29 protein-coding genes and 1 tRNA gene are annotated in these 24241 nt (G+C 64.0%); 14 read left to right on the top strand and 16 right to left on the bottom strand.

Features of this window, described 5'->3' with window-relative positions; all coding sequences use genetic code 11:
• Nucleotides 1–27: 27 nt before the first annotated feature.
• The gene (locus tag NJT13_RS16900; protein ID WP_254522842.1) at nucleotides 28–291 is read left to right on the top strand and encodes a hypothetical protein; all 264 of its coding nucleotides are present in this window, start codon (nucleotides 28–30) and stop codon (nucleotides 289–291) included.
• Nucleotides 292–576: 285 nt separating this feature from the next.
• Here NJT13_RS16900 and NJT13_RS16895 read toward each other — a convergent pair.
• From NJT13_RS16895 to NJT13_RS16885, 3 genes are all read right to left on the bottom strand, one after another.
• Nucleotides 577–649, bottom strand: a tRNA-Pro gene (locus NJT13_RS16895).
• A gap of 100 nt (nucleotides 650–749) precedes the next feature.
• Nucleotides 750–1352 (bottom strand): tRNA (pseudouridine(54)-N(1))-methyltransferase TrmY, encoded by a 603-nt coding sequence (gene trmY / locus NJT13_RS16890; protein WP_254522840.1) that lies wholly within the window; start codon nucleotides 1350–1352, stop codon nucleotides 750–752.
• Nucleotides 1353–1454: 102 nt separating this feature from the next.
• A complete protein-coding gene (locus tag NJT13_RS16885) occupies nucleotides 1455–2018 on the bottom strand; it encodes a metal-dependent hydrolase (protein WP_254522838.1) in 564 nt (187 codons plus the stop codon).
• Between the two features lie 108 nt (nucleotides 2019–2126).
• On the opposite strand from NJT13_RS16885, the gene NJT13_RS16880 reads away from it, so the two are divergent.
• The gene (locus tag NJT13_RS16880; RefSeq protein ID WP_254522836.1) at nucleotides 2127–2312 is read left to right on the top strand and encodes an HVO_A0556 family zinc finger protein; all 186 of its coding nucleotides are present in this window, start codon (nucleotides 2127–2129) and stop codon (nucleotides 2310–2312) included.
• On the opposite strand, the gene NJT13_RS16875 is transcribed toward NJT13_RS16880, so the two are convergent.
• The 4 genes from NJT13_RS16875 to NJT13_RS16860 form a co-directional block, all read right to left on the bottom strand.
• Nucleotides 2309–2467 carry a hypothetical protein gene (locus NJT13_RS16875; protein ID WP_254522834.1) on the bottom strand — a complete coding sequence of 53 codons (159 nt, stop codon included), beginning with the start codon at nucleotides 2465–2467 and terminating at the stop codon, nucleotides 2309–2311. The two genes, NJT13_RS16880 and NJT13_RS16875, sit on opposite strands and share 4 nt — an antisense overlap.
• Before the next feature lie 213 nt (nucleotides 2468–2680).
• Nucleotides 2681–2866, bottom strand: a complete 186-nt coding sequence (locus NJT13_RS16870; protein ID WP_254522833.1) for a DUF8028 family protein — start codon at nucleotides 2864–2866, stop codon at nucleotides 2681–2683.
• Between the two features lie 7 nt (nucleotides 2867–2873).
• A complete protein-coding gene (locus NJT13_RS16865) occupies nucleotides 2874–3065 on the bottom strand; it encodes a DUF7511 domain-containing protein (RefSeq protein WP_254522832.1) in 192 nt (63 codons plus the stop codon).
• A 298-nt stretch (nucleotides 3066–3363) separates the two neighbouring features.
• Nucleotides 3364–4479, bottom strand: a complete 1116-nt coding sequence (locus tag NJT13_RS16860; RefSeq protein WP_254522830.1) for a S1C family serine protease — start codon at nucleotides 4477–4479, stop codon at nucleotides 3364–3366.
• A 194-nt stretch (nucleotides 4480–4673) separates the two neighbouring features.
• Here NJT13_RS16860 and NJT13_RS16855 point away from each other — a divergent pair, with 194 nt between their 5' ends.
• Entirely contained in the window at nucleotides 4674–6023 is a 1350-nt protein-coding gene (locus tag NJT13_RS16855) for a tRNA pseudouridine(54/55) synthase Pus10 (protein ID WP_254522828.1), read from the top strand.
• 67 nt (nucleotides 6024–6090) lie between these two features.
• Here NJT13_RS16855 and NJT13_RS16850 read toward each other — a convergent pair whose 3' ends face one another.
• Nucleotides 6091–6231, bottom strand: coding sequence for a M23 family metallopeptidase (locus NJT13_RS16850; protein WP_254522826.1), 141 nt, complete (start codon nucleotides 6229–6231; stop codon nucleotides 6091–6093).
• Between the two features lie 12 nt (nucleotides 6232–6243).
• The gene (locus NJT13_RS16845; protein WP_254522824.1) at nucleotides 6244–7257 is read right to left on the bottom strand and encodes a lytic murein transglycosylase; all 1014 of its coding nucleotides are present in this window, start codon (nucleotides 7255–7257) and stop codon (nucleotides 6244–6246) included.
• A 464-nt stretch (nucleotides 7258–7721) separates the two neighbouring features.
• Here NJT13_RS16845 and rnhB point away from each other — a divergent pair, with 464 nt between their 5' ends.
• Together rnhB and NJT13_RS16835 are read left to right on the top strand one after the other, a co-directional pair.
• Complete coding sequence (rnhB, locus tag NJT13_RS16840) at nucleotides 7722–8393, top strand: ribonuclease HII (RefSeq protein WP_254522820.1); 672 nt, start codon at nucleotides 7722–7724, stop codon at nucleotides 8391–8393.
• Between the two features lie 109 nt (nucleotides 8394–8502).
• Nucleotides 8503–8880: a DUF8147 domain-containing protein gene (locus NJT13_RS16835; protein ID WP_254522816.1), complete on the top strand. Its 378-nt coding sequence runs from the start codon at nucleotides 8503–8505 to the stop codon at nucleotides 8878–8880.
• A gap of 94 nt (nucleotides 8881–8974) precedes the next feature.
• Here the strand turns inward: NJT13_RS16835 and NJT13_RS16830 are convergent, their stop codons facing one another.
• Genes NJT13_RS16830 through lonB form a run of 3 tightly spaced genes read right to left on the bottom strand, consistent with a single transcriptional unit; the run spans nucleotide 8975 to nucleotide 12544 of the window.
• Nucleotides 8975–9319 (bottom strand): hypothetical protein, encoded by a 345-nt coding sequence (locus NJT13_RS16830; protein WP_254522815.1) that lies wholly within the window; start codon nucleotides 9317–9319, stop codon nucleotides 8975–8977.
• A gap of 24 nt (nucleotides 9320–9343) precedes the next feature.
• Nucleotides 9344–10375, bottom strand: a complete 1032-nt coding sequence (locus NJT13_RS16825) for a CPBP family intramembrane glutamic endopeptidase (RefSeq protein ID WP_254522813.1) — start codon at nucleotides 10373–10375, stop codon at nucleotides 9344–9346.
• On the bottom strand, nucleotides 10376–12544 hold the full coding sequence (lonB, locus tag NJT13_RS16820) for an ATP-dependent protease LonB (protein WP_254522812.1): 2169 nt from the start codon (nucleotides 12542–12544) through the stop codon (nucleotides 10376–10378). It abuts the gene before it with no gap.
• Between the two features lie 369 nt (nucleotides 12545–12913).
• Here lonB and NJT13_RS16815 point away from each other — a divergent pair, with 369 nt between their 5' ends.
• Entirely contained in the window at nucleotides 12914–13432 is a 519-nt protein-coding gene (locus tag NJT13_RS16815; RefSeq protein WP_254522811.1) for a nicotinamide-nucleotide adenylyltransferase, read from the top strand.
• 65 nt (nucleotides 13433–13497) lie between these two features.
• A complete protein-coding gene (locus tag NJT13_RS16810) occupies nucleotides 13498–14340 on the top strand; it encodes an SAM hydrolase/SAM-dependent halogenase family protein (protein ID WP_254522810.1) in 843 nt (280 codons plus the stop codon).
• A gap of 50 nt (nucleotides 14341–14390) precedes the next feature.
• Here the strand turns inward: NJT13_RS16810 and NJT13_RS16805 are convergent, their stop codons facing one another.
• Both NJT13_RS16805 and thsA read right to left on the bottom strand, forming a co-directional pair.
• On the bottom strand, nucleotides 14391–14768 hold the full coding sequence (locus NJT13_RS16805) for a HalOD1 output domain-containing protein (RefSeq protein WP_254522809.1): 378 nt from the start codon (nucleotides 14766–14768) through the stop codon (nucleotides 14391–14393).
• 119 nt (nucleotides 14769–14887) lie between these two features.
• On the bottom strand, nucleotides 14888–16432 hold the full coding sequence (thsA, locus tag NJT13_RS16800; protein ID WP_254525477.1) for a thermosome subunit alpha: 1545 nt from the start codon (nucleotides 16430–16432) through the stop codon (nucleotides 14888–14890).
• 188 nt (nucleotides 16433–16620) lie between these two features.
• Between thsA and NJT13_RS16795 the strand changes: the two genes are divergently transcribed.
• Complete coding sequence (locus NJT13_RS16795) at nucleotides 16621–17448, top strand: amidohydrolase family protein (RefSeq protein ID WP_254522808.1); 828 nt, start codon at nucleotides 16621–16623, stop codon at nucleotides 17446–17448.
• 51 nt (nucleotides 17449–17499) lie between these two features.
• Here the strand turns inward: NJT13_RS16795 and NJT13_RS16790 are convergent, their stop codons facing one another.
• On the bottom strand, nucleotides 17500–18855 hold the full coding sequence (locus NJT13_RS16790; protein WP_254522807.1) for a glycerate kinase type-2 family protein: 1356 nt from the start codon (nucleotides 18853–18855) through the stop codon (nucleotides 17500–17502).
• 360 nt (nucleotides 18856–19215) lie between these two features.
• Between NJT13_RS16790 and NJT13_RS16785 the strand changes: the two genes are divergently transcribed.
• The 5 genes from NJT13_RS16785 to NJT13_RS16760 all read left to right on the top strand — a co-directional run bounded on the left by NJT13_RS16785 (nucleotide 19216) and on the right by NJT13_RS16760 (nucleotide 22161).
• Complete coding sequence (locus tag NJT13_RS16785) at nucleotides 19216–19881, top strand: RNA polymerase subunit sigma-70 (RefSeq protein ID WP_254522806.1); 666 nt, start codon at nucleotides 19216–19218, stop codon at nucleotides 19879–19881.
• 2 nt (nucleotides 19882–19883) lie between these two features.
• Nucleotides 19884–20588, top strand: coding sequence for a nucleotidyltransferase family protein (locus tag NJT13_RS16780; protein WP_254522805.1), 705 nt, complete (start codon nucleotides 19884–19886; stop codon nucleotides 20586–20588).
• A gap of 496 nt (nucleotides 20589–21084) precedes the next feature.
• The gene (locus tag NJT13_RS16770; RefSeq protein WP_254522803.1) at nucleotides 21085–21390 is read left to right on the top strand and encodes a hypothetical protein; all 306 of its coding nucleotides are present in this window, start codon (nucleotides 21085–21087) and stop codon (nucleotides 21388–21390) included.
• Nucleotides 21391–21888, top strand: coding sequence for a type II toxin-antitoxin system VapC family toxin (locus NJT13_RS16765; RefSeq protein WP_254522802.1), 498 nt, complete (start codon nucleotides 21391–21393; stop codon nucleotides 21886–21888).
• A 33-nt stretch (nucleotides 21889–21921) separates the two neighbouring features.
• A complete protein-coding gene (locus NJT13_RS16760; RefSeq protein ID WP_254522799.1) occupies nucleotides 21922–22161 on the top strand; it encodes a hypothetical protein in 240 nt (79 codons plus the stop codon).
• A 91-nt stretch (nucleotides 22162–22252) separates the two neighbouring features.
• On the opposite strand, the gene NJT13_RS16755 is transcribed toward NJT13_RS16760, so the two are convergent.
• Nucleotides 22253–22495, bottom strand: coding sequence for a hypothetical protein (locus tag NJT13_RS16755; protein ID WP_254522798.1), 243 nt, complete (start codon nucleotides 22493–22495; stop codon nucleotides 22253–22255).
• A gap of 1175 nt (nucleotides 22496–23670) precedes the next feature.
• On the opposite strand from NJT13_RS16755, the gene NJT13_RS16750 reads away from it, so the two are divergent.
• Complete coding sequence (locus tag NJT13_RS16750) at nucleotides 23671–24111, top strand: DUF5518 domain-containing protein (protein WP_254522797.1); 441 nt, start codon at nucleotides 23671–23673, stop codon at nucleotides 24109–24111.
• The last annotated feature ends 130 nt before the right edge of the window (nucleotides 24112–24241 follow it).

Here is a 24241-nt window from a genome sequence, read left to right as displayed (position 1 = left end):
AGCTCACCCCATGCGAACGCGTGCTGGATGCGGGCGAACCGGAAGACGCTCGACGAGCATCTGCCGGCACCCGGTGCGACGTGGCGGTGGGGCGACTGCTCGCTGTCGCGCTCGGTCCTGTGCACCATGCGAAACCGTGGGCTGATTGAGCAGCGCGAGAACGGCGAATGGGAAACCACTCGGCGTGCGTGGGACGCGCTGGAGCGCTACACCTCCAGCGAGGGCAATCGCGGTGAGATTGTCGGCCAACAAGAACTCGCGCGGTACGTCGAGGAGGCGAAGAAACGATGATGCGGTACTGTCCTGACTGTGGCGGCCGCATCGAGACGACGACTTCTCGCGGCGGGCTCCCGCGGCGGGAGTGCCGCGCGTGCGACTGGGGCGGGTGAAACGCGCGCCCGCGCCACTGGTGGATGGCAACACTTTCGTCCTGGTAGCTTCGAGCCAAATCGCATGACGGCCCGAACGCCCCATTGCAGTGCAATTGAACTCTCACCGCGGAAGTGGTAACTAGACCCCCTGAACCCGGGGTTATATGGCGATTTGGTTCGACTCCAGAAACGGTGTGAGGTAAAGTGGGCCGGCGCAGATTCGAACTGCGGTTACGGCCACCCGAAGGCCGAAGGATACCAAGCTACCCCACCGGCCCGCATTCGTAGTGTACGCATCTGTTCGTTTAACGCTTCCGAAAGCCGCCGTCCGAGCGCCGGCGGGCGATTCGGTGCGCCGGATCCGGACCCGTTCGCGCCTCAAAACCGCTCGTAGCCCTCCGTATCGAGGTAGTGGTGGGCGACGGTGATGGCCTGGTCGGCGTGGAGCCGCTCGGGACCGAGCCGGAGCCGATAGTCGGCGGCGTCCTCGAGCAGTGCCGCTTCCGCGTCGGTGAAGTCGCGATGGTCCGACAGGACGAAAATCGCATCCGCGAGCGCGTCGGCGTCGACGTCGACCACCGCATCGCCGTCCTCGTGGAGGTGGACGATGGGGCCGTCGGCGGCGATTTCCTCGAGCGTCCCCGCGAAGCCGCGCCGGTACAGTTCGATGCCGGGGCTGGGGTCCGCGGGAAGGGCGCCGATGGCTTCGTCGCGGTGTTCGAGGGCCGTCCGGACGAGCGCGGCAGTGCTTCGCTCGTCGGGGTTGAGTCGGCGGAGGTCGCGTCCGTCGAAGGATATCGTCAGCCGGTCCCGAGCGACGAGGTGGACGCGAACGGACTCGCGGATACCGTGGGACGTGACGAATGCAGACGTGATCGACCGACAGAGCGCATCGAGGCGGCCGGCTCCGCCGGCAAGGTCGTCGAGCGAGAAATCGGGCGTCGTCGGGACGTCGTGACCGATGAGGACGAACTGGCGCATGCCGGGACGAAGCCGGCCGCCGGGATAGCCCCACCGGTTCGGCGCCGCGTTCGGGGCGACGCCGTGCGTCCACGAGTCGACTCGCGAATCAGCCGGGACGCGTTACGACCGCGAGCCGACGCCGAGTCGCCGTTCGAGCGTCGTTCGGACGACGCCGAGACCGGGCATTCCGTCCAGATACCAGACGAAAACTGCAGCGGCGAAGAGGCCGAACTGGACCCATTCGTAGGCACCCAGTTCGTAATAGTGGAGTATCGCGTCGAGAATACCGGCGACGGGGTCTTCGGGCGGTTGCTCGAGAATCGGCCACAGAAGGTAGGCGCCACCGGCGACGTTGCCCGTGAAAACGGTCGGCGGAATGTCCGCGAGCAGATGCGAGCAGTAGCCGACGAGGAAGCCGACCCCGACCGTGCGGCCGTCGAGTCGGTCTGCGGCAACGAGGACGGTCGGCACGAGGAGCGCGGCGACGAAGAGGGAGTGTGCGAGCGTTCGGCCGCCGGGCAACACCCCGACGTTCCACGCGAGGGGTTTGTCGATCAGGTCGGGCGTCTGCGAACCGACCACGAGCGCCATCGCCGGGGCGGCTCGCGGTGGTCGGTCGAACTGACGGCGGACGGCGACGGAATACGACAGGTAGGCGACGGCGAGGTGTCCCCAGGGCCACATCCTGCGGCCATTCTCCGGAGGCGGGCATAGGTGCTTCGACTCGAGACACCGCACACACTGCATAGGCATGGCCAACAGTTTCCAGTATCACCGGTATGGTGTGACTATATGGCGAAATCGGAGTCTACGCACGCCCGCGGAAAGAGACGATTGCTCGCGATTCTCGATGGGCGGCCGTGCCCGTCCTGTGACGAGGGCGTACTCGAACGCGGCCGCTACAAGGACAACAGGGCCGTCGTCTGTGACGAGTGCGGCACGCCGCAAGCGCAGGTCTGGTCGGTTTCGCTCGACTAGCGCTCGAGCGCCCCGATCCAGGCGTCGGCGCCGCTCACGGCACACCAGTTGCTGTGATCCCCGTAACAGTGGGTGCCGAACGCTTTGCCGCAACGACACCAGCGCTGTGCGTCGCTCGTGATGGACCGCCGACAGAGTGGACAGCGAGTGCGCATAGGAGGACGACCAACGAACCAGCATATATTTCTTTATCTGTCGTCGTGTATCGAACCCGACCGACGATGGGAGACCGAGACGGGGTCGGCCCTGTCAGCGTCTCCGCGCGGATCGAGCGCGGCTGTGTGGCCGGAGTTTCCTGGACGGCGGGTATCCGCGCCGAGCCGCGTTATCGACTCGAGACCGTCGAGGGAACGCGAACCGGGCGGTCACTACGTTCGCGATCCAGCGTAGTCGTGACCTACGACGAGGGCGAGGGCGTGGACCGTCAGGAGCCCGACGAAGAGGGACAGGCGACTTATCGAATCGATACCTGAAATGACGACGGGCAGATAGACGACTGGCAGGATGGTGCCGAGCCAGAAGCCGACGGCGGTGACGGAGTGGCTCAAGTGCATTGAAGGGCTACCGAATCGATTCGAGGTCGACAAACGAGTCGTCGTGTGCCGAAATCCAGGCGGTCATCAGGACGTCCTCGCTGGCATCGCGCGGGAAGATGGCACACTCGTCCGGTGCGTGATCGTTTTCAACCGTGACGTGATCGAACTCGAGTGTCGGTTCCTCGGTGTCTGATGGGTGAACGTCAGCGTCGGTCATACGTTGTCAGGCGGCGGATACTCGCGCCAGGTAGTGCTACCGGATCTGATACTATTGTTATCGAGTATCTAATGTGAGGAATACCGACGATAGCGAGCATCAACCACACGATTCAAACGTTTCAATCTCTCGAAAAAGACCGTTATACGACCTGACGTGTACGAACCCGCTATGATGGTAATCGATTCCAAAAAATGGTGTTCCCCGCAGCTACAACGACTCATTTACGCTTATTTCACCAATCTTTTTCTTTATTTCACACTCGTTAGACAGGGCCCGAACCGACGCCGCCATCCGGTCACCGTCGTATCAGCGGCCACGCATCGAGAATCAAATCCCTGGTGACGGTTCGTCCGCCACGCCGGAGTCGAACCGTGAGTCGGTCTCCGGGACTGGTCTCGAGTGCGAGAAACGTCGATAGCGCGTGTCGGTCGGGTATCGAACGACCGTTCAGTTCGAGGATGACGTCGCCCCCGACGGGGATCGATTCGCCGCGGCGCCGAACCGACCGAGGGGCAGGTTCGAGGACGCCCTCTGCGGCCGAATCGTCGACGACGGCCGTGACCATCACCCCGGTCGCTTCGGGGAGACCGTTCGCCTCGGCGAGCAAGCGGTCGACGGTTCTCAGTCCGATTCCCAGATAGGAGTGGTCGTAGGAACCCGATTCGATGAGCGACGGAACGACCCGCTCGGCGAGCGCTGCGGATATCGCGAACCCGATGTTGTCTCCGCCACCCGAATTGATGACGCCGACGACGTCGCCATCGAGGCCCACGAGCGGACCGCCGCTGTTGCCGGGATTGACCGCGGCATCCGTCTGGATGACGTTCGGAAACGAAAACTGTCGCTGGGGAAGGTCCAACGTCCGATCGACGCCGCTTACGATCCCTGCGGACATCGACCCCTCGAGTCCGTACGGGTTTCCGATGGCGGCGACTTGTTGGCCCACGACGGGCCGTCGGTCGGTGAGGGACAGCGGTGTCGCCGAATCGGGGACGTGATCGACCTCGAGGACGGCCAGATCGCTGTAATAGTCGCGGCCGACGAGCGTGGTGCTGGTCCAGTCGCCGGTAATGTACTGGAGATCTGCCGCCGTGCCGTTGGCGATGACGTGGTCGTTGGTGACGACGTGGCGCGTATCGTAGAGGAAGCCCGAGCCCTGTCCGCGGCCTTCTGCGCCCGTGTCCGGATTCTCGAGGCCGAAGACGCGAACTTGCGTGACCGATTCGATGAGGGCGTCGTACAGATCGGTGAACGCCGATCCGTTCGCGAGGTTGTCCCGATCGATGTTGTACGAGGAATCGCCCTCGATCGAACTATCGGACCGGGGTTCGGAACAGCCGGCGACCGCACCGGCGAGACCGGCGCTTGCAGCCGCGAGAAAAGACCGGCGGTCCAGTCGGGAATCGTTCATAGCGAGGGATCGGAGCCAATCCATTTCAACCTCCGGGGAACCGGCCTGCGTTTTCGAGCCGCGGCGCTCGATCATAGTCTCCGTGTCGAGACCTCGTTTCGTCCCCGCGACGAGAACTCGTCTCGTTCCAGCGAGAGAAATCCCGTTCCGACGAAGGGAAAACGTGTTACCCGCGGCCGCCCGACACCCGAGACATGATCACGGAAGACGCCCGCGCGTTGCTGGGGACGGGAGCCGTCTGTGACTCCTGTCTCGGGCGCCCCTTCGCCGAGCGGAGTTTCGGGCTGACCAACGCCGAGCGCGGTCGAGCGCTGCGGATTACGGTCGCGCTGGCCGACGACGAGGACTTCGACCCCACCGATCCCGCGGATTGCTGGGTCTGTGAGGGGTACTGCGGGACCTTCGACGCGATCGCCGAAACCATCTGTGACTCCCTGGAGAGCGTCGGGTTCGACACCTATCAGGTCGGCACGCGCGTGCCGCCGCTGGTCGAGGAAAACGAACGACTGCTTCGGGAGGACGCCGGCCTCGAGCCGGATGTCGGCGAATCGATGAAACGGGAGGTCAACCGCGAGGTGGGCCGTCGCGTCGGCGCGAGAACGGGAACCGACGTCGACTTCGACAGACCCGACGTGCTCGCCATCGTCGACCTCGAGGGGTTCGATCCGCTCGAGGCGCTCGAATCGGGAACCGTCACGAGCCACGCGGTCGACGTGCAGGTCAACCCGGCGTTCGTCTACGGCCGCTACCGAAAACTCGACCGCGACATCCCGCAGACGGAGTGGCCCTGTCGGGAGTGTGGCGGGAGCGGCGTCCAGCTGGGTGACGACGGCGAAGAGGCCTGTGACTACTGTGGCGGCTCGGGGTACATGTACGACACCAGCGTCGAGCAGGTCGTTCGCCCCCACGTCGTCGAGGCCATGGACGGCGACGAGGGAACGTTCCACGGTGCGGGACGGGAGGACGTCGACGCCCGCATGCTCGGCGAGGGGCGGCCGTTCGTCCTCGAGGTGAAACGGCCCCGGAAACGCGACCCCGATACGGGGGCGCTCGAAGAGACGATCAACGAGGCCGCCGGCGGTGCAGTCGAGGTGGAGGGGCTTCGACTCGCGACCCACGAGATGGTCGAACGGGTCAAAGAACACGATGCGAGCAAGCAGTATCGTGCCGACGTCGCGTTCGCCGACCCGATCGACGAGGCCGATTTCGACGCGGCCCTCGCCGAACTCGCGGGGACGACCGTCGACCAGTACACGCCCGAGCGGGTCGATCACCGACGGGCCGGCCTCACCCGCGAGCGGACGGTCTACGAGATCGACGGCGACCTCCGGGGGTCGATTGAAGCGGAAGTCCGGCTCCACGGCGAGGGCGGTCTCTACGTCAAGGAACTCATCAGCAGCGACGACGGACGCACGGAACCGAGTCTCGCGGGCCTGCTCGGAACCGACGCCGAGGTGACTGCACTGGACGTGACCGGCGTCGACGGTGAAACCGAGCCGTTCGAACGCGAAGAATACTTCCTTGACCGATCGAGTGGCAACTGACTGATGCGAGTTCGACGCGAACGAACCGCCGACACAGCGAGTCGACCCGACCGTCCCGACGTCTCGGTCAGAGTCCGGCGTACGCTTCCGGGATCGCCTCGCCCGCACCGACGGTCCGTCCGTCACCGCCGGGAATCGGCTGGTGCGTCCGATTTCGCTCGATGGTAAAGTGCAGGTGCGGTGCGGTCGACCGTCCGGTATCTCCCATGCCTCCGATCCGCTAGCCCCTCGAGACCTGCTGTCCATCGGAAACGGCGACGCTGTTCAGGTGGCAATACATCGTCTGATACCCGCTTCCGTGGCCGAGTTTGACGTAATTGCCACAGCCGGTGGCCTCGTAGCCGACCACGTCGACGACGCCATCGCGCGCCGCGTAGATCGGCGTTCCAACGATCCCGTCGTTGCCGAAGTCGACCGCGAGGTGACCGGGGCGATCGCCGTACGGTGAGGTGATGTACCCGTCGATCGGCCACGCAAAGTCCGCTCCGTCGCTTCCACTGCCGCCATCGGTTTCGCTGCCCCCGTCCGTCTCGCCGGCTACTGTGAGATACCGTTCGACCGACCAGCCCCAGACGTCGTCCTCGAGCCAGTGGACTCCCCACCACGTGTATCCGTCAGCCGTTTCCGGGCCGTTGACGATTTCACCGGCCAAACCGGGTTGCATGGTGGCGAGTACGTCCGATCCGGTTCCCGGCCGGTGTCGGGTATTGAGACCCATCGTCGGCGTGATCCGGTCGCCGTCACTGAACGCGGCGCGGTCGCCGCTGCTGCTGTCACCACCGCCGTCACCGTCGCCGCTCCCGTACCGATCCCGATACCGGGCGGCGTGGTCTGTGACGTGCTCGACGTAGGACCACCGTGGATTGTACGCGTACAGGGCCTCGTCCCAGTTCTCCGGCGCCCCGTTCGCCTCGAGGTAGTTCGCGGCGGACGGAATCGCGTCGCAGTAGTCGCAAATGTCCGCGGTCCCGTCGCCGGTGCCGTCCACACCGTAGGCGTCCCAGGTCGACGGCATGAACTGCATGGGGCCGCGAGCGCCCGCCGAAGACGTCTCACAGCCCTCCTCGTACTGACCGTGCTGCGTCTCGACCGCACCGATGCCGGCCAGGTACGTCCAGTCCATCCCCCAGTTGGATCCCGTTTCCCGGTACTGCTCGAGGTAGCGAGACGGGATTTCGATGGCCTCGTGTGCCGCCGCGCTGCCGGTCAACGCTGTCGCTCCGAGCGCGGTCAAACCGCCCGATCCGACCGTTCTCAAGAGGCTGCGTCGTGTCGGTGCCGCGCTAGTTTATTGCCGATACGAGTGGTTAAATTGTTATTTTACTCCCAAAGTATTTATATTGAGGCGGGACGTATCACTTGGCGACGACCGAGACCGCTCTCGTGAGATGTCCCTCCGGTCAGTTTTCTCCCGCGTTCCGATTTCGTCTTCACAAGCGCGCGTACGGGCCCTTCTCCGGGAGTCCGGCGGTTGCGATCTACGCCGGCCGGTCCGTCGCTACGTTCGACTGGGAGAACGAACCGGCGCCATCGAAGACGCCTGACTGTGGGTGCCGGCTCGAGGAGAGGATTTGGCGGCTCGAGGAGCGAATTCGATGCTGACAGCCGCCCGTCGTCCGCCCATCGGCGGGCCACCAGCACCGTCGGCCGCTCGTCGGAGACGCAACGATTTTGCCTCCGCCCCTCGAGCAGCCGTCTATGCCTTTCGGCGTCGACGAAGCGGGAAAGGGCCCGGCACTCGGGTCGATGTTCGCCGCGGCAGTCTACCTCGCGGAACCGGCCGACCTCCCGGACGGGATCAGAGACTCGAAACGGCTCGCTCCCGAGCGCCGGGCTGAACTGGCGACGGCCCTCCGAGACGACGATCGGATCGCGATCGGCGTCGCCGAAATCACGCCCGAGCGGATCGATGCCCCGGAGACGGACATGAACTCGCTCGCCGTCACGGCTCACGCCACGGCGATCGAGCGCGCGGTCGCGGACCTCGAGCGAGGGCCCGCGACGACAGCGCCGCTGTCCGGACTCTGTGACGCCTGTGACACGGACGCCGACCGGTTCGCGCGCCGCGTGACCGAGGCGTGTCCGCTCGAGGACGTCGACATCGACGCGCGTCACGGTGCCGACGACGACTCGGCGCTCGTCGGCGCGGCGAGCATCGTCGCCAAGGTCGAACGGGACGCACACGTGGCCGCCATCGCCGACGAGTACGGACCGATCGGGAGCGGGTATCCGGGCGATTCGACCACCCGCGAGTTTCTCGAGGGCTACGTCGACGATCACGGCACCCTCCCGCCGTTCGCGCGCACGTCGTGGTCGACCTGTGAACGCGTTCTCGCGGCGGCCGAGCAGACCGGGCTCGAGCAGTTTTAGGTCGGTCCGGGTGCAATCGACGCATTCGGGGCGCGCCACCCGACCGCCATTCCCGCCCGTCCCGTCGATCCGAACACTTACCTCGGAGATATGCGAATCGTGCTCCACGATGAACGCTCGAACGTTCGGCTTCGCCGGGGCTGCTGGGATCGCGACGTTCCTCGTGATCTTCGTCGTCGTGACGGAACTCCTGGCGCCGTTCGTCGAGTTCTCCGTACTCGTGGGCATTCCGGCCGGGATCGTGGCCGGCGTCCTGGCGGCAGCCGTCGTTCTCGGCCAGTTCGGTCGCAAAACGGATCGAGCACCGCGGCCGCTCGCGCTGGCGCTCGGGACGTTCGGCGTCACCTTTCTCGTCGTTTTCGTCGTCGGCCTCGGCGGGTTCCAGGCGGGCGTGACGAGTTCGATGGCGAGCGCGACGGTCCTCGGCCTCCTCTCGGGAGTCGTCAGCGGCGTTCGATCTCGCCGCGAATCGCAGCCGACCGGGTGATCCGCCCGTCCCGAGTCGCCGCTCGAATATCTCGCGGTCCATCGGTTCGATCCACCGCCGTCCGCTCGAGGCCGTCGACCGAGCGCGCCACGAGTCAGTTCCTCCGCCAGATCGCGTACCCGTAGGCGCCGACCCCGAGAAACACCAGAAGCGACGAGAGCAAGTCGAGGACGGCCGCACCGGTGACGACGGCACCGAGTTGCAACAGCCCGCCGCCCACGAGAGAGCCCGCGGCCACCGTCCGCACGGAGGAGATGCGTCCGCCGCGTTCGTACACCGTCGCTCCGACGGCGATGGCGATGACGCCGAAGCCGAGTGCGCCGACGGTGGCCGCCAGCGGATCGTTCGTACTCGTCGCGTACGCCACCACCACGAAGTAGGCGATGATCAGGCCGACGATCACGCGGGACCGGGATCCCGGCTCGAGAGACGCGTTCATGCGACCACTACCGACCCCCGAACCTTAGCCTTCGAGGATTTCCGCCCACTCGATGCCGAACGCCTCGTGGACGACGAATTCGAGGGCGTTGACGAGGTAGTGGGCGACGACGACGACAAGGAGACTCCCCGTCACGATGAAGACGGCAGCGAGAACGAAGCCGAGGAGGCCGGTGACGACGACGCCGACCGAACCCTGCATCCCGTGGCCCATCGCGAACGCGATCGAGGAGACGACCGCGAGTAACCACGGCGAAACGCCGAATCCCGCGGCCGGGACGCCGATGAGGGCCGCTCGGAAGAGAAACTCCTCGAAGACGGCGATGATCGGCAGGACGCCGACCAGCAAAACCGCCCAACCGCCCACCGAGTCCGGTGCCAGCAGCTCCCGCAGGCCTTCGTCGTGGTCGAAGCCGATCCACGTCGCCGCCGCCGCGGCGAGTTCGTTCGCGACGTAGAACGCGACTCCGGCGACCGACCCCACCAGGAGCCCCGATTCGAGAGCGGACACCGAGAACTCGAGGCCCAGCGCCGACGACGGAATTCCTGTGTAGATGGCCGCACCGAACAACACGAGCGCGAACAGCCCCTGGGAAAGGGCCACGTTCAGGAGGACCATTCCCGTGGTCATCGAGGCCGGGTCCCCGCGACGGTCGCTCGGCCGGCGGCGATCCGGGTCCGAAGCGATCGAATCGGGCCCTCGACTCGAGGCGGAGTGGAGACCGTGTTCGGCGCCAGGAGTTCGTCCGTCGACGTCGCGAGTCGTCGAGTCGGTCGGGTTCGTCTCCGCGTGCGACGCTCGATCCGATTCGCGAGTTCGCGGCGGTAACTCGACCGCGATGTCGGCGCGGTCGGCGTCGGCGTCTGTGGCCCCGTCCGCGCGGTCGGCCCCCACCGACCCATCGGCGCCGCCGGGCGGCGCCTCGTCTCGAGACCCGTCGCTGCCGCTCGGTGCCCGATCACCGTCGGTAAACGCCGACTGTGTCAGATGCGATAAAACGAGTAACAACACGAGGACGACGCCCGCGATACCGAGGAACGCCGCCCACTGGGGCATTTACTGCGGGCTCGGGTTCGAGCCGCCGGCGGAGCCGACGGCGCTCTGATCGAAGGCCGACCCGGTGATCGACTTGAGCCGGTCGACGAGCGAATCCTTCTTCGGTTCGCCCATCAGGGCGACGTCGAGGACTTCGCTGATGTTCGCACAGGGGATGATCTCGATCATCTCCTCGTACTCCTCTTCGATCATCACGTCCTGTTCGTTCGCTTCGGGGATGATGACCCTGGAGCAGCCGGCCTTGGCGGCGGCTTCGATCTTGTGGGTGACCCCACCGACCGGAAGCACGTCGCCCCGGACCGACAGCGAGCCGGTCATCGCGACCGACTGATCGACCGGAATGTTCTCGAGGGCGCTGATAACGGCGGTCGCCACCGTGATGGAGGCGGAGTCGCCGTCGACGCCCTGTTGTCCAGCCTGGACGAACTGGATGTGGATGTCCTTCTCCGAGAGGTCGACGTCGGAGAACTTCTTGATGATCGCGGAGACGTTCTGGACCGACTCCTCGGCCATCTCCTTGAGTTGACCGGTCGCGATCACCTGGCCGCCGCCCTGGGCGGGCGCGATTTCGGCCATTACGGGGAGCATGATGCCCGAGTCCTCGCCCATGACGGCGAGGCCGTTGACGCGACCTTCGACGCCGCCTTCGTTGACCTGCAGTTCGTAGTCCTTGCGACGTTCGATGTAGTCGTCGGCCAGCTGTTGCTCGATCGAGCGCGAGCGTTCCTTGGCCTGCAGGACGTCCTCGCGGGTGGTGAACTCGCGGTCCTCTGCGCGGGCGATGTCGCCGGCGACGCGGACCAGACCACCGAGACTGCGAAACAGCAGCGTCAGGTGGTTCTTTCGGCCCGAGCGGCGTTTCGCCTCGAGGATGACCTCTTCGACGGCTTCCTCGGTGAAGTGAGGCAGGCGGCCGTCGCGTTCGACCTCCTGGGCGACGAAGCGGGCGTACTTGCGCCGCATCTCGGGGGTGTCCTCGATGGTGTCGTCCATGTAGACCTCGTAGCCGTACCCCTTGATCCGGTTGCGGAGCGCGGGGTGCATGTTCTCCATGGCGTCGAGGTTACCCGCCGCGACCATGATGAAGTCACAGGGGACGGGCTCGGTCTGGACCATCGCGCCCGAGGAGCGCTCGGACTGGCCGGTGATCGCGAACTCGCCCTCCTGGATGGCCGTCATCAGCTTCTGCTGGGTGCGGATGTCGAGCGTGTTGATCTCGTCGACGAACAGCACGCCCTTGTTGGACTTGTGGATGGAGCCGGGTTCGACGCGGTCGTGGCTCGGCGTTTCCATGCCGCCGGACTGGAACGGGTCGTGGCGGACGTCGCCCAGCAGCGCGCCGGCGTGGGCGCCGGTCGCGTCCTCGAAGGGCGCGACGCGCTGATCGCCGTTGTTGACGATCATGTTGGGCACCATCGCGTCGGTGCCCCGGCTGGTGTACCGGAAGATCAGCCAGATGATCCCCGCGGCGACGATGCCGAGCAGGAGGGGCCCGGCGAGGATCGCGTACCCGATGACGATCGCGATGATGATCCACATCAGGATCGAGCGCATCTGGTTGCGCTTGCGTGCTTCCTCCTTGTGTGCGTCGATGATCTGTTCGCCCTTGCCGGCGGGAACGGTGCGGACTTTCGGCTCGTTGCCGTCGTCCGGGTTGTGGTAGACTAAAACGTCCTGAAGATCCTCCTTGGGAAGCAGTTGGCTCATCGCCTTCGCCAGCATCGACTTGCCGGTCCCCGGCGAGCCGATCATCATGACGTGTCGGCGCTGCTTCGCCGCCTTGATGATTATATCGCGTGCTTCGTCCTGTCCGATGACCTGATCGACGAGCCGATCGGGGACCTCGATGTCCTCCGTCGAATCGATCTTGAGGCCGCCGAGAAGGTCGTCCTCGGCGATGTCCTCGTCGACTTCGACGCCGGGATCGACCTCGACCGTACTGCCGAGGTCGTCGACGGTCTCGATGTCGTCGCCCCCTTCTGCCTCGTCGGCGGTTGACGAATCGAACTCGTCGCTCGGATCGTCGACGTCGGTGCGACGGTCACCGTCTTCCTCCTCGAGCGGCGACCGCTCTCCCTGACGCTCTGGGTGCTCCTCGACGTATTCCTCGTCGGGAGCAGCCTCCGGGGCGTCTTCGGGAGGGTCGTCAACGTTCGTATCGTTACTCATAGAACTCTGTTCGGTATCTGTTTCGAAGGGATTGCGACTGATATACTTTCTCCATGCGGAGCATGGTGTCAGTTGCGGAAACCGGGGGGCACAGCGTCCGAGGGTCGAAATCAAGAAGAGGGGCGATCGTATTGATTCATGATATGCAAATCTGGAATATTCGGATCGCCGACCGGTCCGATCCGACTAGTATTCGCGTGCAGTGATACCTATTACCACAATGCAGTGACAAGGCCGGATTACCCCGAATGACAGAGAGCGGCGAAGGCGAGGCGACACTCGGTCGACAGATATATGAGACGTTGAAGGCGTCGCGCAGTACGCAGCGAACTCGCCACGCTTAAGCGTGCTGCTCGAGCAGTGTCCGGCATGACGCGGGGGTTCTATATCGGCCGCTTTCAGCCCTTTCACAACGGCCACCTGAGCATGGTCGAGCAGATCGCCGAGGACGTCGACGAACTCGTCCTGGGAATCGGGAGCGCCGACGACTCGCACACCGGGCGCAATCCGTTTACCGCGGGCGAACGGATCATGATGATCACGAAATCGCTCGTCGACTACGATCTCGTAACGTACGCGGTCCCGATCGAGGACCTGGAGCGGAACTCGGTCTGGGTGAGCCACATCCAGAGTATGAGTCCCGACTTCGACGTCGCGTACTCGAACAACCCGCTGGTCATCCAGCTCTTTCGGGAGGCCGATATCGAGATCCGCCAGTCGCCGATGTTCAACCGGGACGTCTTGGAGGGAACCGAGGTCCGCGAGCGGATGATCAACGGCGGCGACTGGCAGTCGCTGGTTCCCGAAGCGGTCGTCGAGGTCGTCGAGGAGATGAACGGCATCGAGCGCATTCAGATGGTGAGCGACACGGATTCGAACGGCCACTGAGCTGTGATCGGGCGGTTCGGAGACGAACGACGACTGATTTGTGCCTTCGCGTCCGACACTCGGGCATGATCACACTCGCGTCGGATTTCGGGTCGCCGTACCCGGCCGCGATGAAAGGTGTACTGCTCCATCGTACCGACGCCAGACTGGTCGACGTGACTCACGATTTTCCCCGGCAGGACGTCCGCGCGGCCGCGTTCTGGCTTCGGGAAGTGCTTCCGTACTTTCCACCCGCGACCCATCTCGTCGTCGTGGACCCGGGCGTCGGTACCGACCGAAACGCGCTGGTTCTCCGTGCGGGAGACCACGCGCTCGTCGGGCCAGACAACGGCGTCTTGCTTCCCGCAGCACGGCGACTCGCCGGTGACGAGGCGGACGAGCTCGAGGCGTACGTCGTCGACGAGCGCGAAGTCGATCCCGTTGCCCCCGCGACGACCAGACACTGGAGCGGCGGCTCGAGCGAGCACCGTTCCGCGAAGAGCACCACGTTTCACGGCCGGGACGTGTTCGCGCCTGTCGCCGCGGCGGTCCACGACGTGGGGGGCGACGAGTTGTCGTCGCTCGCGTGTCTCGCGCCGTCCGCAGTCGACGTCGACCTCGAGTTACCGTCGCCGTCGGTCGACGACGGGCGAGCGACCGGCGAAGTACTGGTCGTCGACGGCTTCGGCAACGTCATCACGAACGTTTCGGGAGACGTCCTCGCTGGATACGATCGGATCGCCGCGAACGGCGACGTCGTTCCGGTCGGAGACACCTTCGGCGCCGTCCCAGTCGGCGACCGGCTCGCGACCGTCGGTAGCCACGGCCTCGTCGAACTCGACGTCAATCGAGGGCGCGGCGACGAGGCGTTCGGACTCGAAGCCGGCGATCGGGTCGTCCTCGAGCCAGCCGAAGCGGCCGGCGGGTGACGAACCCGTGGCAGAAAGACGGCTCGCGACGACGCGGACGAATTCGGTTCTCAGTCCCCGTCCCCGTCCCGTCGTGTGGATCGAGGCGACGGATCGATCACGAGTTCGCCGCTCGAGCGGACGGTCACCGCACACTGGGAGAACGGAAACGAAATCGAACCGTCGCCGACGCGCGACTCGTCGCCTCGCCAGTGAATAAAGAGCGCGTTCAACGCGTCCGGGTCGACGCACTCCCACAGCGCCTCGAGATCCTCGGGTTCGACCCCGAGAACTGACGAGACGGTCGTGACCAGGGCCATACTCACCGGCTCGTACGCGTCGTCGTCGCACCACGCGTGATAGGTCCCCCGATCCCCGTCGTAGTAGACCGTTCGATCGGCCGTGGAACCGATCGGCGTCAGGTTATCTCGCGGAGTGGTTCCGGGCATGATACACCAGATCCGACACGTTAGCATATAACATTGTCGGCCGCGAAGACACGGGCGACTCGATCGAGGGTGACGATGCGAAAAAAACTGCTGCGTCGAATTGCCGTCGTCGAACGACGTTACTCGGCGGCGATGACGTCGTCGATGCGGACGATCATCGTCGCGGCCTCGGTCGCGCTTTCGATGGCTTCGCGCTTGACGTCGGCGGGATCGACGACGCCGTGCTCGAACGGATCGTCGATGGTGACTTCGTCACCGCTGGTGATGAGGCCGGCACAACCCTCGGACTCGTTGGCGGCGCGGAGATCGACGAGCGCGTCGATCGGGTCCTGGCCCGTGTTGGCTGCGAGCGTGCGGGGAACCACGTCGATCGCGTCGGCGAACGAGGTCACGGCGAGTTGCTTGCGCCCCTCGATACCGGCGGCTTCCTGTCGGATCTTGTCGGCGATCGCGATTTCCGTCGCGCCGGCACCGGGAACGACCTCGCCCGACACGAGCGCCGTCGCGACGACGTCCAGTGCGTCCTCGATGGCGCGCTCGAGTTCGTCGACGACGTGTTCGGTGCCACCGCGAACGAAGACGGTAACCGTCTCCGCGGCAGCGCCGCCCTCGACGAACGCGAGGTCGTCGTCACCGTACGTCTCGGTGTGGATCCGGTCCGCCGAGCCGAAGTCTTCGTCTTCTAAGTCCTCGAGTGCGCCGACGCGGCGGGCACCGGTCGCGGACGCGACCTTGCGGGCGTCGCTGTCGCCGAGGTTTTCGAAGACGAGGACGCCCTCGTTGGCGAGCGCGGTCGCGACGCGGTCGTCGACGTCGTCGGTCGTGAAGATGACGTCAGCCCCGCTGTCGACGATGGTCTCGGCGTAGCCCTGGAGCTCGCCTTCCTCGGCGTCGATAGCGGCGTTGAGCTGGTCGATCGAATCGATGGCGTACTCCGCGTCGACGTCGCCCGTGCGAACGCCGAGTTCGACGTCCAGAATCGCGAGCGACGCGTCCTCGACCTCGGCGGGCATCGCTTCGTGGGCGGGTTCCTCGTCGACGACGATACCGGGGACGAGTTCGGTCGCGTTCGACGAGGCACCGATCTGGGTGTGGACGGTGACGTTGTCGCGTGCGACTGTGTCGTCGGTTTCGACGTGACGGATCGCTTCGACGACGGTTTCGGCCAGCGATTCGGCCGTGAGGCCGCCGGTTCCCTTGCCGGTCATGCTCGACTCGGCGACCTGCGTGAGAATCTCGTCGTCGACGTCGGCTTCGTTGACCACGTCGGCGATCGCGTCAAGCGCGATCTCGGCGGCCTCGTGGTAGCCCTCGACGATCGTCGTCGCGTGGACCTCCTGTTCGATGAGGTCTTCGGCCTCGCCGAGCAGGTTGCCCGCGACGACGGCGGCCGTCGTCGTTCCGTCTCCGACTTCCTCTTCCTGCGAGTCGGCGACCTCGACGATCATCTGGGCCGCGGGGTGCTCGATGTCCATCTTGTTGAGGATGGTCGCGCCGTCGTTCGTGATGACGACGTCCCCGCCGGAGTCGACGAGCATCTTGTCCATTCCGCGGGGGCCGAGCGTCGTGCGTACCGACTCGGCCACGGCCTTGCCGGCCATGATGTTCGACGATTGGGCGTCGCGTCCCTGGGTTCGCTGACTGTCCTCGCTCAAGATGAACATAGGCTGTCCGCCCATGCGTCGCTGTTGTGCCATCGTTGATCCTCACTAACCATGTCGTCAGCACTTCTATATAATTCTTTCCCTACAACCACCGCTCCGTCTTGCGATTGCCCGTGCGAACGAGAAACAGACCCGTCGACGACGGAGCCGGTAGGGAAATATGGCTCGACTCGGAACACTCCCGATAGATGCTGGAGCAGGAACACGGATTTCGCGTCGTCGACGTCGCGACGCGACTGCCGCCGGCCGACGGCAGTGAGGATCCCCAGAGACGAACGATCACGGCGGATCGGCTCGAGCGGGAGATGCACCAGGCGGGAATCACCAGGTCGATCGTGTTCCCGCCGTCTCGGCCCGAGACGAGCTATCTCGCGCCGAACAACGGCGTCGCGAGGCGCAGCGTCGACCGCCCGTTCGTCGCGTTCGCCCGGATCAACGGAACGGAAACGCCGGGTCGAAACGCAGCGGGACGGCTCCGCAACGCGGTCCGTCAGCGCACGGACCACCACACCACCCCCGGCGACGTCGAGAAGTACGCGTACGACGACCGCTTTCACGGGTTCGTGATCGATCCCGGCGTCGACGAGTATCCCGCCGACGACGTCCTCGCGGCCCTAGAGGACGTCGACCTGCCCGTGATCGTTCGCGGCGGCGTCGACGCCCCGCCCGAGACGCTCGCCGAAACCCTGCTCGAGCGGTCCTTCCCCGTCGTCGTCGGCAGATTCGGCGGGCATCCACTGAACCGATCGATGATGGACGACATGATCGATCTCCTCGAAACGTACGACGACTGCTACCTCGAGACGAGTTTCGTCCGCTACCGCGAGCAACTCGAGCGGGCGCTGCTCGAACACCCCGACCGCGTCTTCTTCGGAAGCGGCGCGCCGGCCTGTCACCCGAACGTCGCGGTCATGGAGATACTCACCCTCGACGTCTCGGAGGACCTCCTCCGACGCGCGTTTTCGAAGAACGCCTGTCGCGTGATCGACCCGCTTACGCGAACCGGCGAGCCCTGAGTTTCAGACCGAGGTTCCGCGACCCGAGTGATTCGGGGCCGCGCTCGCTGCCTACTCGACGACCAGCACCCGCAGGTCGTTCAGATTGGTTCCGGTCGGTCCGGTGCGAATCAGCGCGTTTCGCGCCTCGAGATACGGATACACGTCGTTCTCGGCGAGGGCCGTCCGCGCCGCGTCGGGATCCGCGACGGTCGTTCCGTCGACGAGCGCGCCGGCCGCGTCCGTCGCACCGTCGATGCCGTCCGTGTCGACCGCTGCGACCGTAATTTCGCGATCGTTTTCGCCGCCCGTCCCGTCCCGGCCGTCGCCACCGAGTGCGAGGGCCGCACTCGTCGCGAACTCCTGATTCGGCCCGCCGTCGCCGTCACCGCGAACCGTCACCGTCGTCTCGCCGCCGGAGAGGAGCACGGCCGGCGGCGAGACCGGCGTCTCCGTCGCCCGTCCCTCTTCCGCGATCGCGACGTGAGTCGTGGCCGCGTCGCGAGCCTCGCCGCGAACGCGCGAGGAGAGAATCAGGGGGTCGTACCCGCGGTCGGCCGCCGCGTCGCTGGCAGCCCGGAGCGCGGTCATCCCGTCTGCGACGACGTGGTTCGTGACGCGATCGAAGGCGGGATCGTCGGTTCCCGGTGTCTCCGGAATATCGCCGGCCGCGCCGCGCTCGAGGCGGGCCGCGGCTCCGTCGGGCGCGTCGATCCCGTAGCGCTCGAGGACCGAGAGCGCGTCCTCGTACGTCGACTCGTCGGGGGCGACCGGGCCGCTGGCGACGACGCTCAGGTCGTTTCCGACGACGTCGCTGAGAATCAGCGAGACGACCGTCGCGGGCGCGGTTCGCCGCGCCAGCCGACCGCCCTTCAACGCCGAGAGGTGCTTGCGGACCGCGTTGATCTCGTGGATGTCGGCCCCGCTCGCGAGCAACGCGTCGGTGGTCGCTTGCAGATCGGCCAGCGAGAGGTCTCCAGCGGGTGCGGGCATGAGCGCGCTTCCGCCACCCGTGATCGCCGCCAGCACGAGCGCATTGTCGGACACCGCGCCCGCTCGCTCGAGGAGGTCCCGGGTCCCCGCGACGCCGCGCTCGCTGGGGACGGGGTGGTCACCCTCGCGGACGCTCACGCGCTCGGTTTCCGCGGGGTCGTCCGTGACGATCACGCCGCCGTCGATCCGATCGCCCAGCAGGTCCTCGAGCGCCGCCGCGACGTGAGCCGCCGCGTTGCCGCCACCGAGGACCACCACCTCGTCGTAGTCGCCGAGGTCGTACGACTCGCCGGCGACGCGGAGAACCTCGCCCTCGAGCGCCACGGCCTCCCGGACGACGCTCTCGGGATGCCCCGCCTCGATTCCGGCTTCGATGCACTCGAGTGCCACGTCGCGGGCCGCACTCGAGGCGAGGCGGTCACGGTTCTCGATCATGCTCGAGCCCCGGATCCGACGCTCGCGTTCGATGCCGCTCGAAATCGCGAGTCCGCGTTCGGTCTCGATCCCGTTCGGGATCTCGTTTCTCGGCCATTGCCGGATTTCCTCGGGGAACGCGCAAAAAGAATTCGCCACCCCTGCGGAAACGGAGTCGCCCCCGCGGAACCCACGTCGCGGGGCCAGTGTCGGCGGCGAAGTGGTCGGACCGCGAGGCGGCTCAGAGCTGCTTTACTCAGGTCGGCTGGGGTGCCGGTCGGGGTCTCGAGGAAGTCACTGAGGGGGCTCGCCAAATCCAGCCAGTAGACCCACAAGAAGGGTAATCCTTTTTAGTGTTGCACAGAATTGTGCAATCATAGGATGTACGAAGTGTGTGGTGAGAAGGAACTCAAGGTCATCCTCGCGCTCGACCCGGGTGATTCCATCGCGGGCGTCGCGCGGAAAATCGACGAGAACCGGGAGACGATTCGGCGCGTCGTGAACCGTATCGAGGAAGCGGGATACGTCGCGTACGATGACGGCCTCCAGCTCGTCGATCAGGCAATCCGAGACGTCGGTCTCGAGTTCCTGACGGCGTCAGCAGACATCTCGCCACCGTCGATCTCGGAAGCGTACGTCCTCCCGCAGTTTGCGGGTATGGAGTATGCATTCACTGCCATCGATGCGGTCTACGTCTGGACCCGCGGTGGCTACCAGGTTGCTCGCGACCCAGAGGACTATCCGCTATTCATCGCCGTCCACGAATCCGACCTCGACGCCTGGACGGCGTTCTTCGATCGGTTCGGAATCCCGACTTCGGAAGAGCGCCAGCCCACAGAAGATCTCGACGGCACCATCCAGATCGTTCTGGAGCCACGGTCACAAATCGATGCCGAGATGGTCGACGGACGGTCCGTCATCCCACTCCAGGAAACCGTGGCGTTCGCAAACGAGTACTACGCAACCTTCGAGTCGGCACTCGACATGCTCGGACGGATGTACGACGACGTCGACACTGACGCGAGCTACCGCATGGAGCCAGCCTGAACATGAGTCAAGAAGACCGAAGCGAGGCACTCATCGAAGTGCTCGAAGAACTGGAACAGTCAGATATTGGGTTCGTCCTCGTTGGAGGCTATGCGATCAGTCAATTCGAGACGCGGTTTTCGACCGACCTCGACCTCGTCATCGCCCCAGACGACTACGACGAAGTCGTTGCCTTTCTCGAAGCACGTCGCTTCGAACGACAGGCCGACCTCGAAGTGCCCCCAGAAGAGACCATCTATAATCGCGAAATCGAACTCTTCGAGCGCACCAAAGGGCTGCCCCATCCGGTCGGCGTAGACATCCTCGTTAACGGCCTCGGCTGCCGGCAGACCGAAGCAGAGTGGTCGTTCGACTATCTGCGCACACACAGTTCCCCGACGACGATTTCGGGGGGGACTCGATCGACGACGGCACGAGCAGCTGACGGGGAGGTACTCGTTGCCGCCAAACTCCATAGTGGCCGGAAAGCCGATCTCGCCGATATTCTTGCGACAATTCCCTCGGTCGATGTAGACATGGTCGAGACACATCTGCATCGCGGAGATGCGACTGCCCTTCGGGAACAGCTCAGTGACGCACAAGCGTTCATCGAAGAGGGTGGGCTCGATCATCGTTTCAAGAGTATGTTTGGCCAATCAGCGGCCTCGGCCGAGGATATCGAGACACTCCTCGAGTTCCTCGAGCGGCAACAGGGGCAACTCGTGTGAGAAGGACCATGCCCGTCAGTTCGACGAGTGTCTGGGTGACGACGACCGCGGATGCAACCGCATCGCCCGACGTGAACACGAGCGCCCGGTTTTCGCCGGCATCCATTCCCAAGAGTCCGGCCACCAGTCGTCCGAACGACGGTACACTAACGAAGAACGCAATGTACGTGGGAGCGACCACCGCGATCTGTCCGATCGAGTCCTGCAAGCGTAGCAGCTGACGAGTACCAACTGCAGCGAGTGATCGGTGTCGAGGCGCTCGAGCTTCTCGTGGATTCAGCAACCGGTGATCTCGAGGTGCGGTTCTCGATTCGAGACGTTCGTGTTCTCGTTTCCCAATCTGGTGTCGAGCAATCGAGTTATCGTGACGTTCCCCTGTAGTAGCACAAAACCCCTTTGTAGGGGTTGAGCCGTTCAGCCTGGCGATGTCCCAAAGATGCCATGAATAGGTTTATGGATCATGGACGCGAATCCATTCATGAAAGGGTGATGTTCAATGGGTAAGTCGACGCACGTCCAGACCGAATTGTCGGAGGAAGAGTACCGACACTTCAAATCGCTTGCCCAAGAGAAGGGGCTCTCACTGACCGCGGCATTGCGTGAAGCGACCGAAGTCTGGATGGAGAAGCAAAAACAGGTCGATCCAGATGACCCCCTGTTCGAGATTCTCGAGGAACTCGATCGAGAACCAGAGCCTGACACCCCATACACGAATGCCGCGACAGAAGATGATCTGGTCGAAGAGTGGAGTGGGAATACTGTCGATATCCAGTTCTCGGATACATCCAGCAGCGAGGAATGAATGGGACGGTCGATCGATACCCCCGTTGGACCAGTTTCCGTCGACCACTTCGAACCGGCACGACTCACACACCGGGTGTTCCTCGGACCCAAGTTCCTGTTCGCGTTTTTCAACCCGAACGATGAACTCCACGACGCATCGCGAGCGATCGCCGAGTTTGCAGGTGAGGGTGAGCTCCCCTATCGGCAGTTCATCGTCAACGAGCATGCCCTCGACGAAGCGGCAACTCGGCTGAAGAAACGTGCGTCGCTTCGATATGCTGAGCTGTTGTTCAGAGCCGTCGATGAAAGTGGACTGGTTCGCTTCGAGCGCGTTTCTGAGGGCGCGTTCGAGCAGGCACGCGAGAGGTTCATCGAGTGGGACACCAACGATGCCTCGTTTACGGACTTCGTCATCGCGTGTCACATGAACGACCTGGGCGTCGATCACATCGCAACGTACGACAGTCACTACCAGCTTTTCGATGTCGTGACGATTCCGCACATCGATCTGGGCTGATCGAGGACGAACACACGTGAGCGAGAGTCCCAGTTGAACACCCGATTCGGGGCCGCTCGCGGAACTCGAGTCGACGACTGGAACGGGTCGGGCAGCGATCAAACCCACCGTGAGACGGTGATCGAGGCGGGGATCGTCGCACGGAACGTATCCGAACTCGATCTCGACGTCGCCGGTGGCAACCTGAACCGCTGCCCGATTCACGGAACTGGCGGACCCGGCGGCCAGATACGATCGGATCACGGACGTGTTCGTGAGGTACTGAAACGCTAGACGACTGTGGGACGAGAGCAAGAATTACACCCGCGAGACCGAGGTTGCTGGTGGCTGCGTCAGCGGCGATGTGGATGGACCCCGGGTGGAGTCAGAGCTGCTCGACTTCCCCGGGCGTGAGACTGCAGCCATACGGTCCCGCGGTGTGATCCGTCGGTCCTCGAGACGTGACCGACGCGACCGGCCCGCCGCAGTTCGGACACCTGGAGAGTTCCGGTGGCGGGTTGAGGTCCACGTCTATGAGGATGCCATCCAGAATTTCGGACTCGGTCGGATTCCGGCTCGAGTCGGGGTCGTCTGGCAATTCGTCATCGATCAGTTCGTCGTCAGTCATGGCCGACCTCCGGCGTCGCTGTGGCTGTCGCGGCTCCGAACCGGGCGGCCGCGGCACCGTTTCTGTCGAGTGTACCGATACTTCCGTCGTGCGAGACGTTTATGTCTCGGTAGAAGCAAGTGGAACATGGCTTGCAAACGGGTCGTGTTTGGAAGCCACGCTTCGGGTGTTCTAGCACCCGGGGCATTTCATATACGCCCCCATATTCGGAAGCGTAACTTCCATTCAGAAGCTGTTCGTAGAATAACTTATAGCTATTGGAATCAGCTATGGATTGAAGTCTCCCAGGGGCCGAAATTTTCGGTTCTGGTCGGCTCGAGACCGATCACTCCCGTCGGCCTGAATGAGGAGCTGGTCTCGGGGGATTCGAGAGGTTATCTACGCTTGACGTGACGGAGCAGGTGTGCTCGAGAATTCGTAGATCAGTGGTAGATCACTCTCTGCTTGAAGAGAATGCAACATTTGGTCACGGGCGGTCGACCGCCACGCTTTCCCGATCCAGTTTTACTGGCTGTTGAAGCGGTATACGGTCATTCAGATCTGGAGGAACTATGGCTGTGGACATCGCGGAATTCAAATCAGATGAGTTCCCCTTCGATCATCAGTGAACGATAACGAATGTGGGCGTGCTATTCTGTGAAATCAACAACGGGCAGAGACGTCCGGAGACCGACAAATAAGTACGTCAATGATAAAATGAGTACTACCCAGCCAATAACAGATGCAATCGCGTGGATTATACCAGGGTCGGCGTCAGCGAGGAGGCTTAGTCTGTGCAGAATCTCGCTCGCGAGTAAAACCAAGGTTGACAGCGGTAGTAAAATTATAGCGATCCAATTTTTAACTTCTTTACTCAACTCGAGCGTTGTCATAGCATCTAATCACCATACAAACACTTGAAACCAACCGAAATCGAACCGCTCGAGGCGAGACGGTCACTCATAAAATACTCTCGAACGTGCGTTCGCTCCATAGTAGTCGTTGAAAGTCAGTGCACTCCCCGCTCGCGAAGTCGCGGCCAGCGAAGACTCGCTGGCCGCTCCGCTGCGAGCGGGGAGTAAATCGTTTCGACGACTACTATAGCTGTGAGGTGCCGGACGCCGTGCTCGGTTCGCGGACGGCGATACAGTTAGATATTCAACGTATTTATAGTCGACCCGCTACGATATCGGATTGTGAACGGCGATCTGGACGTCAAATCCCGGTTCGCGGATCCCGCCTGGAGAGCGGCGATCATCGGCGGGCTGGCTGCGTTTCCCGTTACGACCGCCCTCTACGCGCAGACGGGACACAGGATCGATCTCACGCCGGTATTTTTCGGCGGTTTCATCGCCGGCTATCTGTACGGTGACGGATCGATGACGCGCTCTCAGGTTGCCGCGAGAGTCGGTTTTATCGGTTCGCTCCCGATTCTGTGGATGGGGTCCGACATGCTGGTAATCGTGTCGGATCTCGCTTCCCCGCTCTGGTTTCACCTGATTCAGATCGCGTTCGCGGTGGTATTCATCGGGTGTTTCTTCGCGGTTGCCGGCGTGACCGCGATGATCGGTGCGTGGGTCGGAGACTGGCTGAGCGACCGGATCGGTCGCGGTCGATTACCCACCTCCATTTCCTGAAAACCGAACGGCGATCGAAACGGCCGCGTTCGTTACGTCAGACTCTCCTGTCCGATACCCGGTTGTGACGAAAGCGCCGGAAGGCGTTTCTCAAACCCGGTTAATCGTGCCTGAAACTCCGCTGTCCCGT

It is taken from the genome of Natrinema caseinilyticum (assembly GCF_024227435.1).
Lineage (GTDB): Archaea > Halobacteriota > Halobacteria > Halobacteriales > Natrialbaceae > Natrinema > Natrinema caseinilyticum.
Note: the sequence above shows the minus strand (reverse complement) of the source record. Positions and strands in the feature narration are given on the sequence as shown.

Excerpts from the sequence above, each read along its gene's own strand:
- NJT13_RS16815 (WP_254522811.1), top strand. The coding sequence starts at position 12,914 with ATGACGCGGGGGTTCTATATCGGCCGCTTTCAGCCCTTTCACAACGGC.
- NJT13_RS16785 (WP_254522806.1), top strand. The coding sequence starts at position 19,216 with ATGTACGAAGTGTGTGGTGAGAAGGAACTCAAGGTCATCCTCGCGCTC.
- NJT13_RS16825 (WP_254522813.1), bottom strand. The coding sequence starts at position 10,375 with ATGCCCCAGTGGGCGGCGTTCCTCGGTATCGCGGGCGTCGTCCTCGTG.
- NJT13_RS16860 (WP_254522830.1), bottom strand. The coding sequence starts at position 4,479 with ATGAACGATTCCCGACTGGACCGCCGGTCTTTTCTCGCGGCTGCAAGC.
- NJT13_RS16810 (WP_254522810.1), top strand. The coding sequence starts at position 13,498 with ATGATCACACTCGCGTCGGATTTCGGGTCGCCGTACCCGGCCGCGATG.
- NJT13_RS16880 (WP_254522836.1), top strand. The coding sequence starts at position 2,127 with ATGGCGAAATCGGAGTCTACGCACGCCCGCGGAAAGAGACGATTGCTC.
- rnhB (WP_254522820.1), top strand. The coding sequence starts at position 7,722 with ATGCCTTTCGGCGTCGACGAAGCGGGAAAGGGCCCGGCACTCGGGTCG.
- NJT13_RS16755 (WP_254522798.1), bottom strand. The coding sequence starts at position 22,495 with ATGACTGACGACGAACTGATCGATGACGAATTGCCAGACGACCCCGAC.
- NJT13_RS16850 (WP_254522826.1), bottom strand. The coding sequence starts at position 6,231 with ATGGGAGATACCGGACGGTCGACCGCACCGCACCTGCACTTTACCATC.
- trmY (WP_254522840.1), bottom strand. The coding sequence starts at position 1,352 with ATGCGCCAGTTCGTCCTCATCGGTCACGACGTCCCGACGACGCCCGAT.
- NJT13_RS16885 (WP_254522838.1), bottom strand. The coding sequence starts at position 2,018 with ATGTGGCCCTGGGGACACCTCGCCGTCGCCTACCTGTCGTATTCCGTC.
- NJT13_RS16780 (WP_254522805.1), top strand. The coding sequence starts at position 19,884 with ATGAGTCAAGAAGACCGAAGCGAGGCACTCATCGAAGTGCTCGAAGAA.
- NJT13_RS16770 (WP_254522803.1), top strand. The coding sequence starts at position 21,085 with ATGGGTAAGTCGACGCACGTCCAGACCGAATTGTCGGAGGAAGAGTAC.
- NJT13_RS16790 (WP_254522807.1), bottom strand. The coding sequence starts at position 18,855 with ATGATCGAGAACCGTGACCGCCTCGCCTCGAGTGCGGCCCGCGACGTG.
- NJT13_RS16805 (WP_254522809.1), bottom strand. The coding sequence starts at position 14,768 with ATGCCCGGAACCACTCCGCGAGATAACCTGACGCCGATCGGTTCCACG.
- NJT13_RS16870 (WP_254522833.1), bottom strand. The coding sequence starts at position 2,866 with ATGCACTTGAGCCACTCCGTCACCGCCGTCGGCTTCTGGCTCGGCACC.
- NJT13_RS16765 (WP_254522802.1), top strand. The coding sequence starts at position 21,391 with ATGGGACGGTCGATCGATACCCCCGTTGGACCAGTTTCCGTCGACCAC.
- NJT13_RS16875 (WP_254522834.1), bottom strand. The coding sequence starts at position 2,467 with ATGCGCACTCGCTGTCCACTCTGTCGGCGGTCCATCACGAGCGACGCA.
- lonB (WP_254522812.1), bottom strand. The coding sequence starts at position 12,544 with ATGAGTAACGATACGAACGTTGACGACCCTCCCGAAGACGCCCCGGAG.
- NJT13_RS16865 (WP_254522832.1), bottom strand. The coding sequence starts at position 3,065 with ATGACCGACGCTGACGTTCACCCATCAGACACCGAGGAACCGACACTC.
- thsA (WP_254525477.1), bottom strand. The coding sequence starts at position 16,432 with ATGTTCATCTTGAGCGAGGACAGTCAGCGAACCCAGGGACGCGACGCC.
- NJT13_RS16835 (WP_254522816.1), top strand. The coding sequence starts at position 8,503 with ATGAACGCTCGAACGTTCGGCTTCGCCGGGGCTGCTGGGATCGCGACG.
- NJT13_RS16795 (WP_254522808.1), top strand. The coding sequence starts at position 16,621 with ATGCTGGAGCAGGAACACGGATTTCGCGTCGTCGACGTCGCGACGCGA.
- NJT13_RS16900 (WP_254522842.1), top strand. The coding sequence starts at position 28 with ATGCGGGCGAACCGGAAGACGCTCGACGAGCATCTGCCGGCACCCGGT.
- NJT13_RS16830 (WP_254522815.1), bottom strand. The coding sequence starts at position 9,319 with ATGAACGCGTCTCTCGAGCCGGGATCCCGGTCCCGCGTGATCGTCGGC.
- NJT13_RS16855 (WP_254522828.1), top strand. The coding sequence starts at position 4,674 with ATGATCACGGAAGACGCCCGCGCGTTGCTGGGGACGGGAGCCGTCTGT.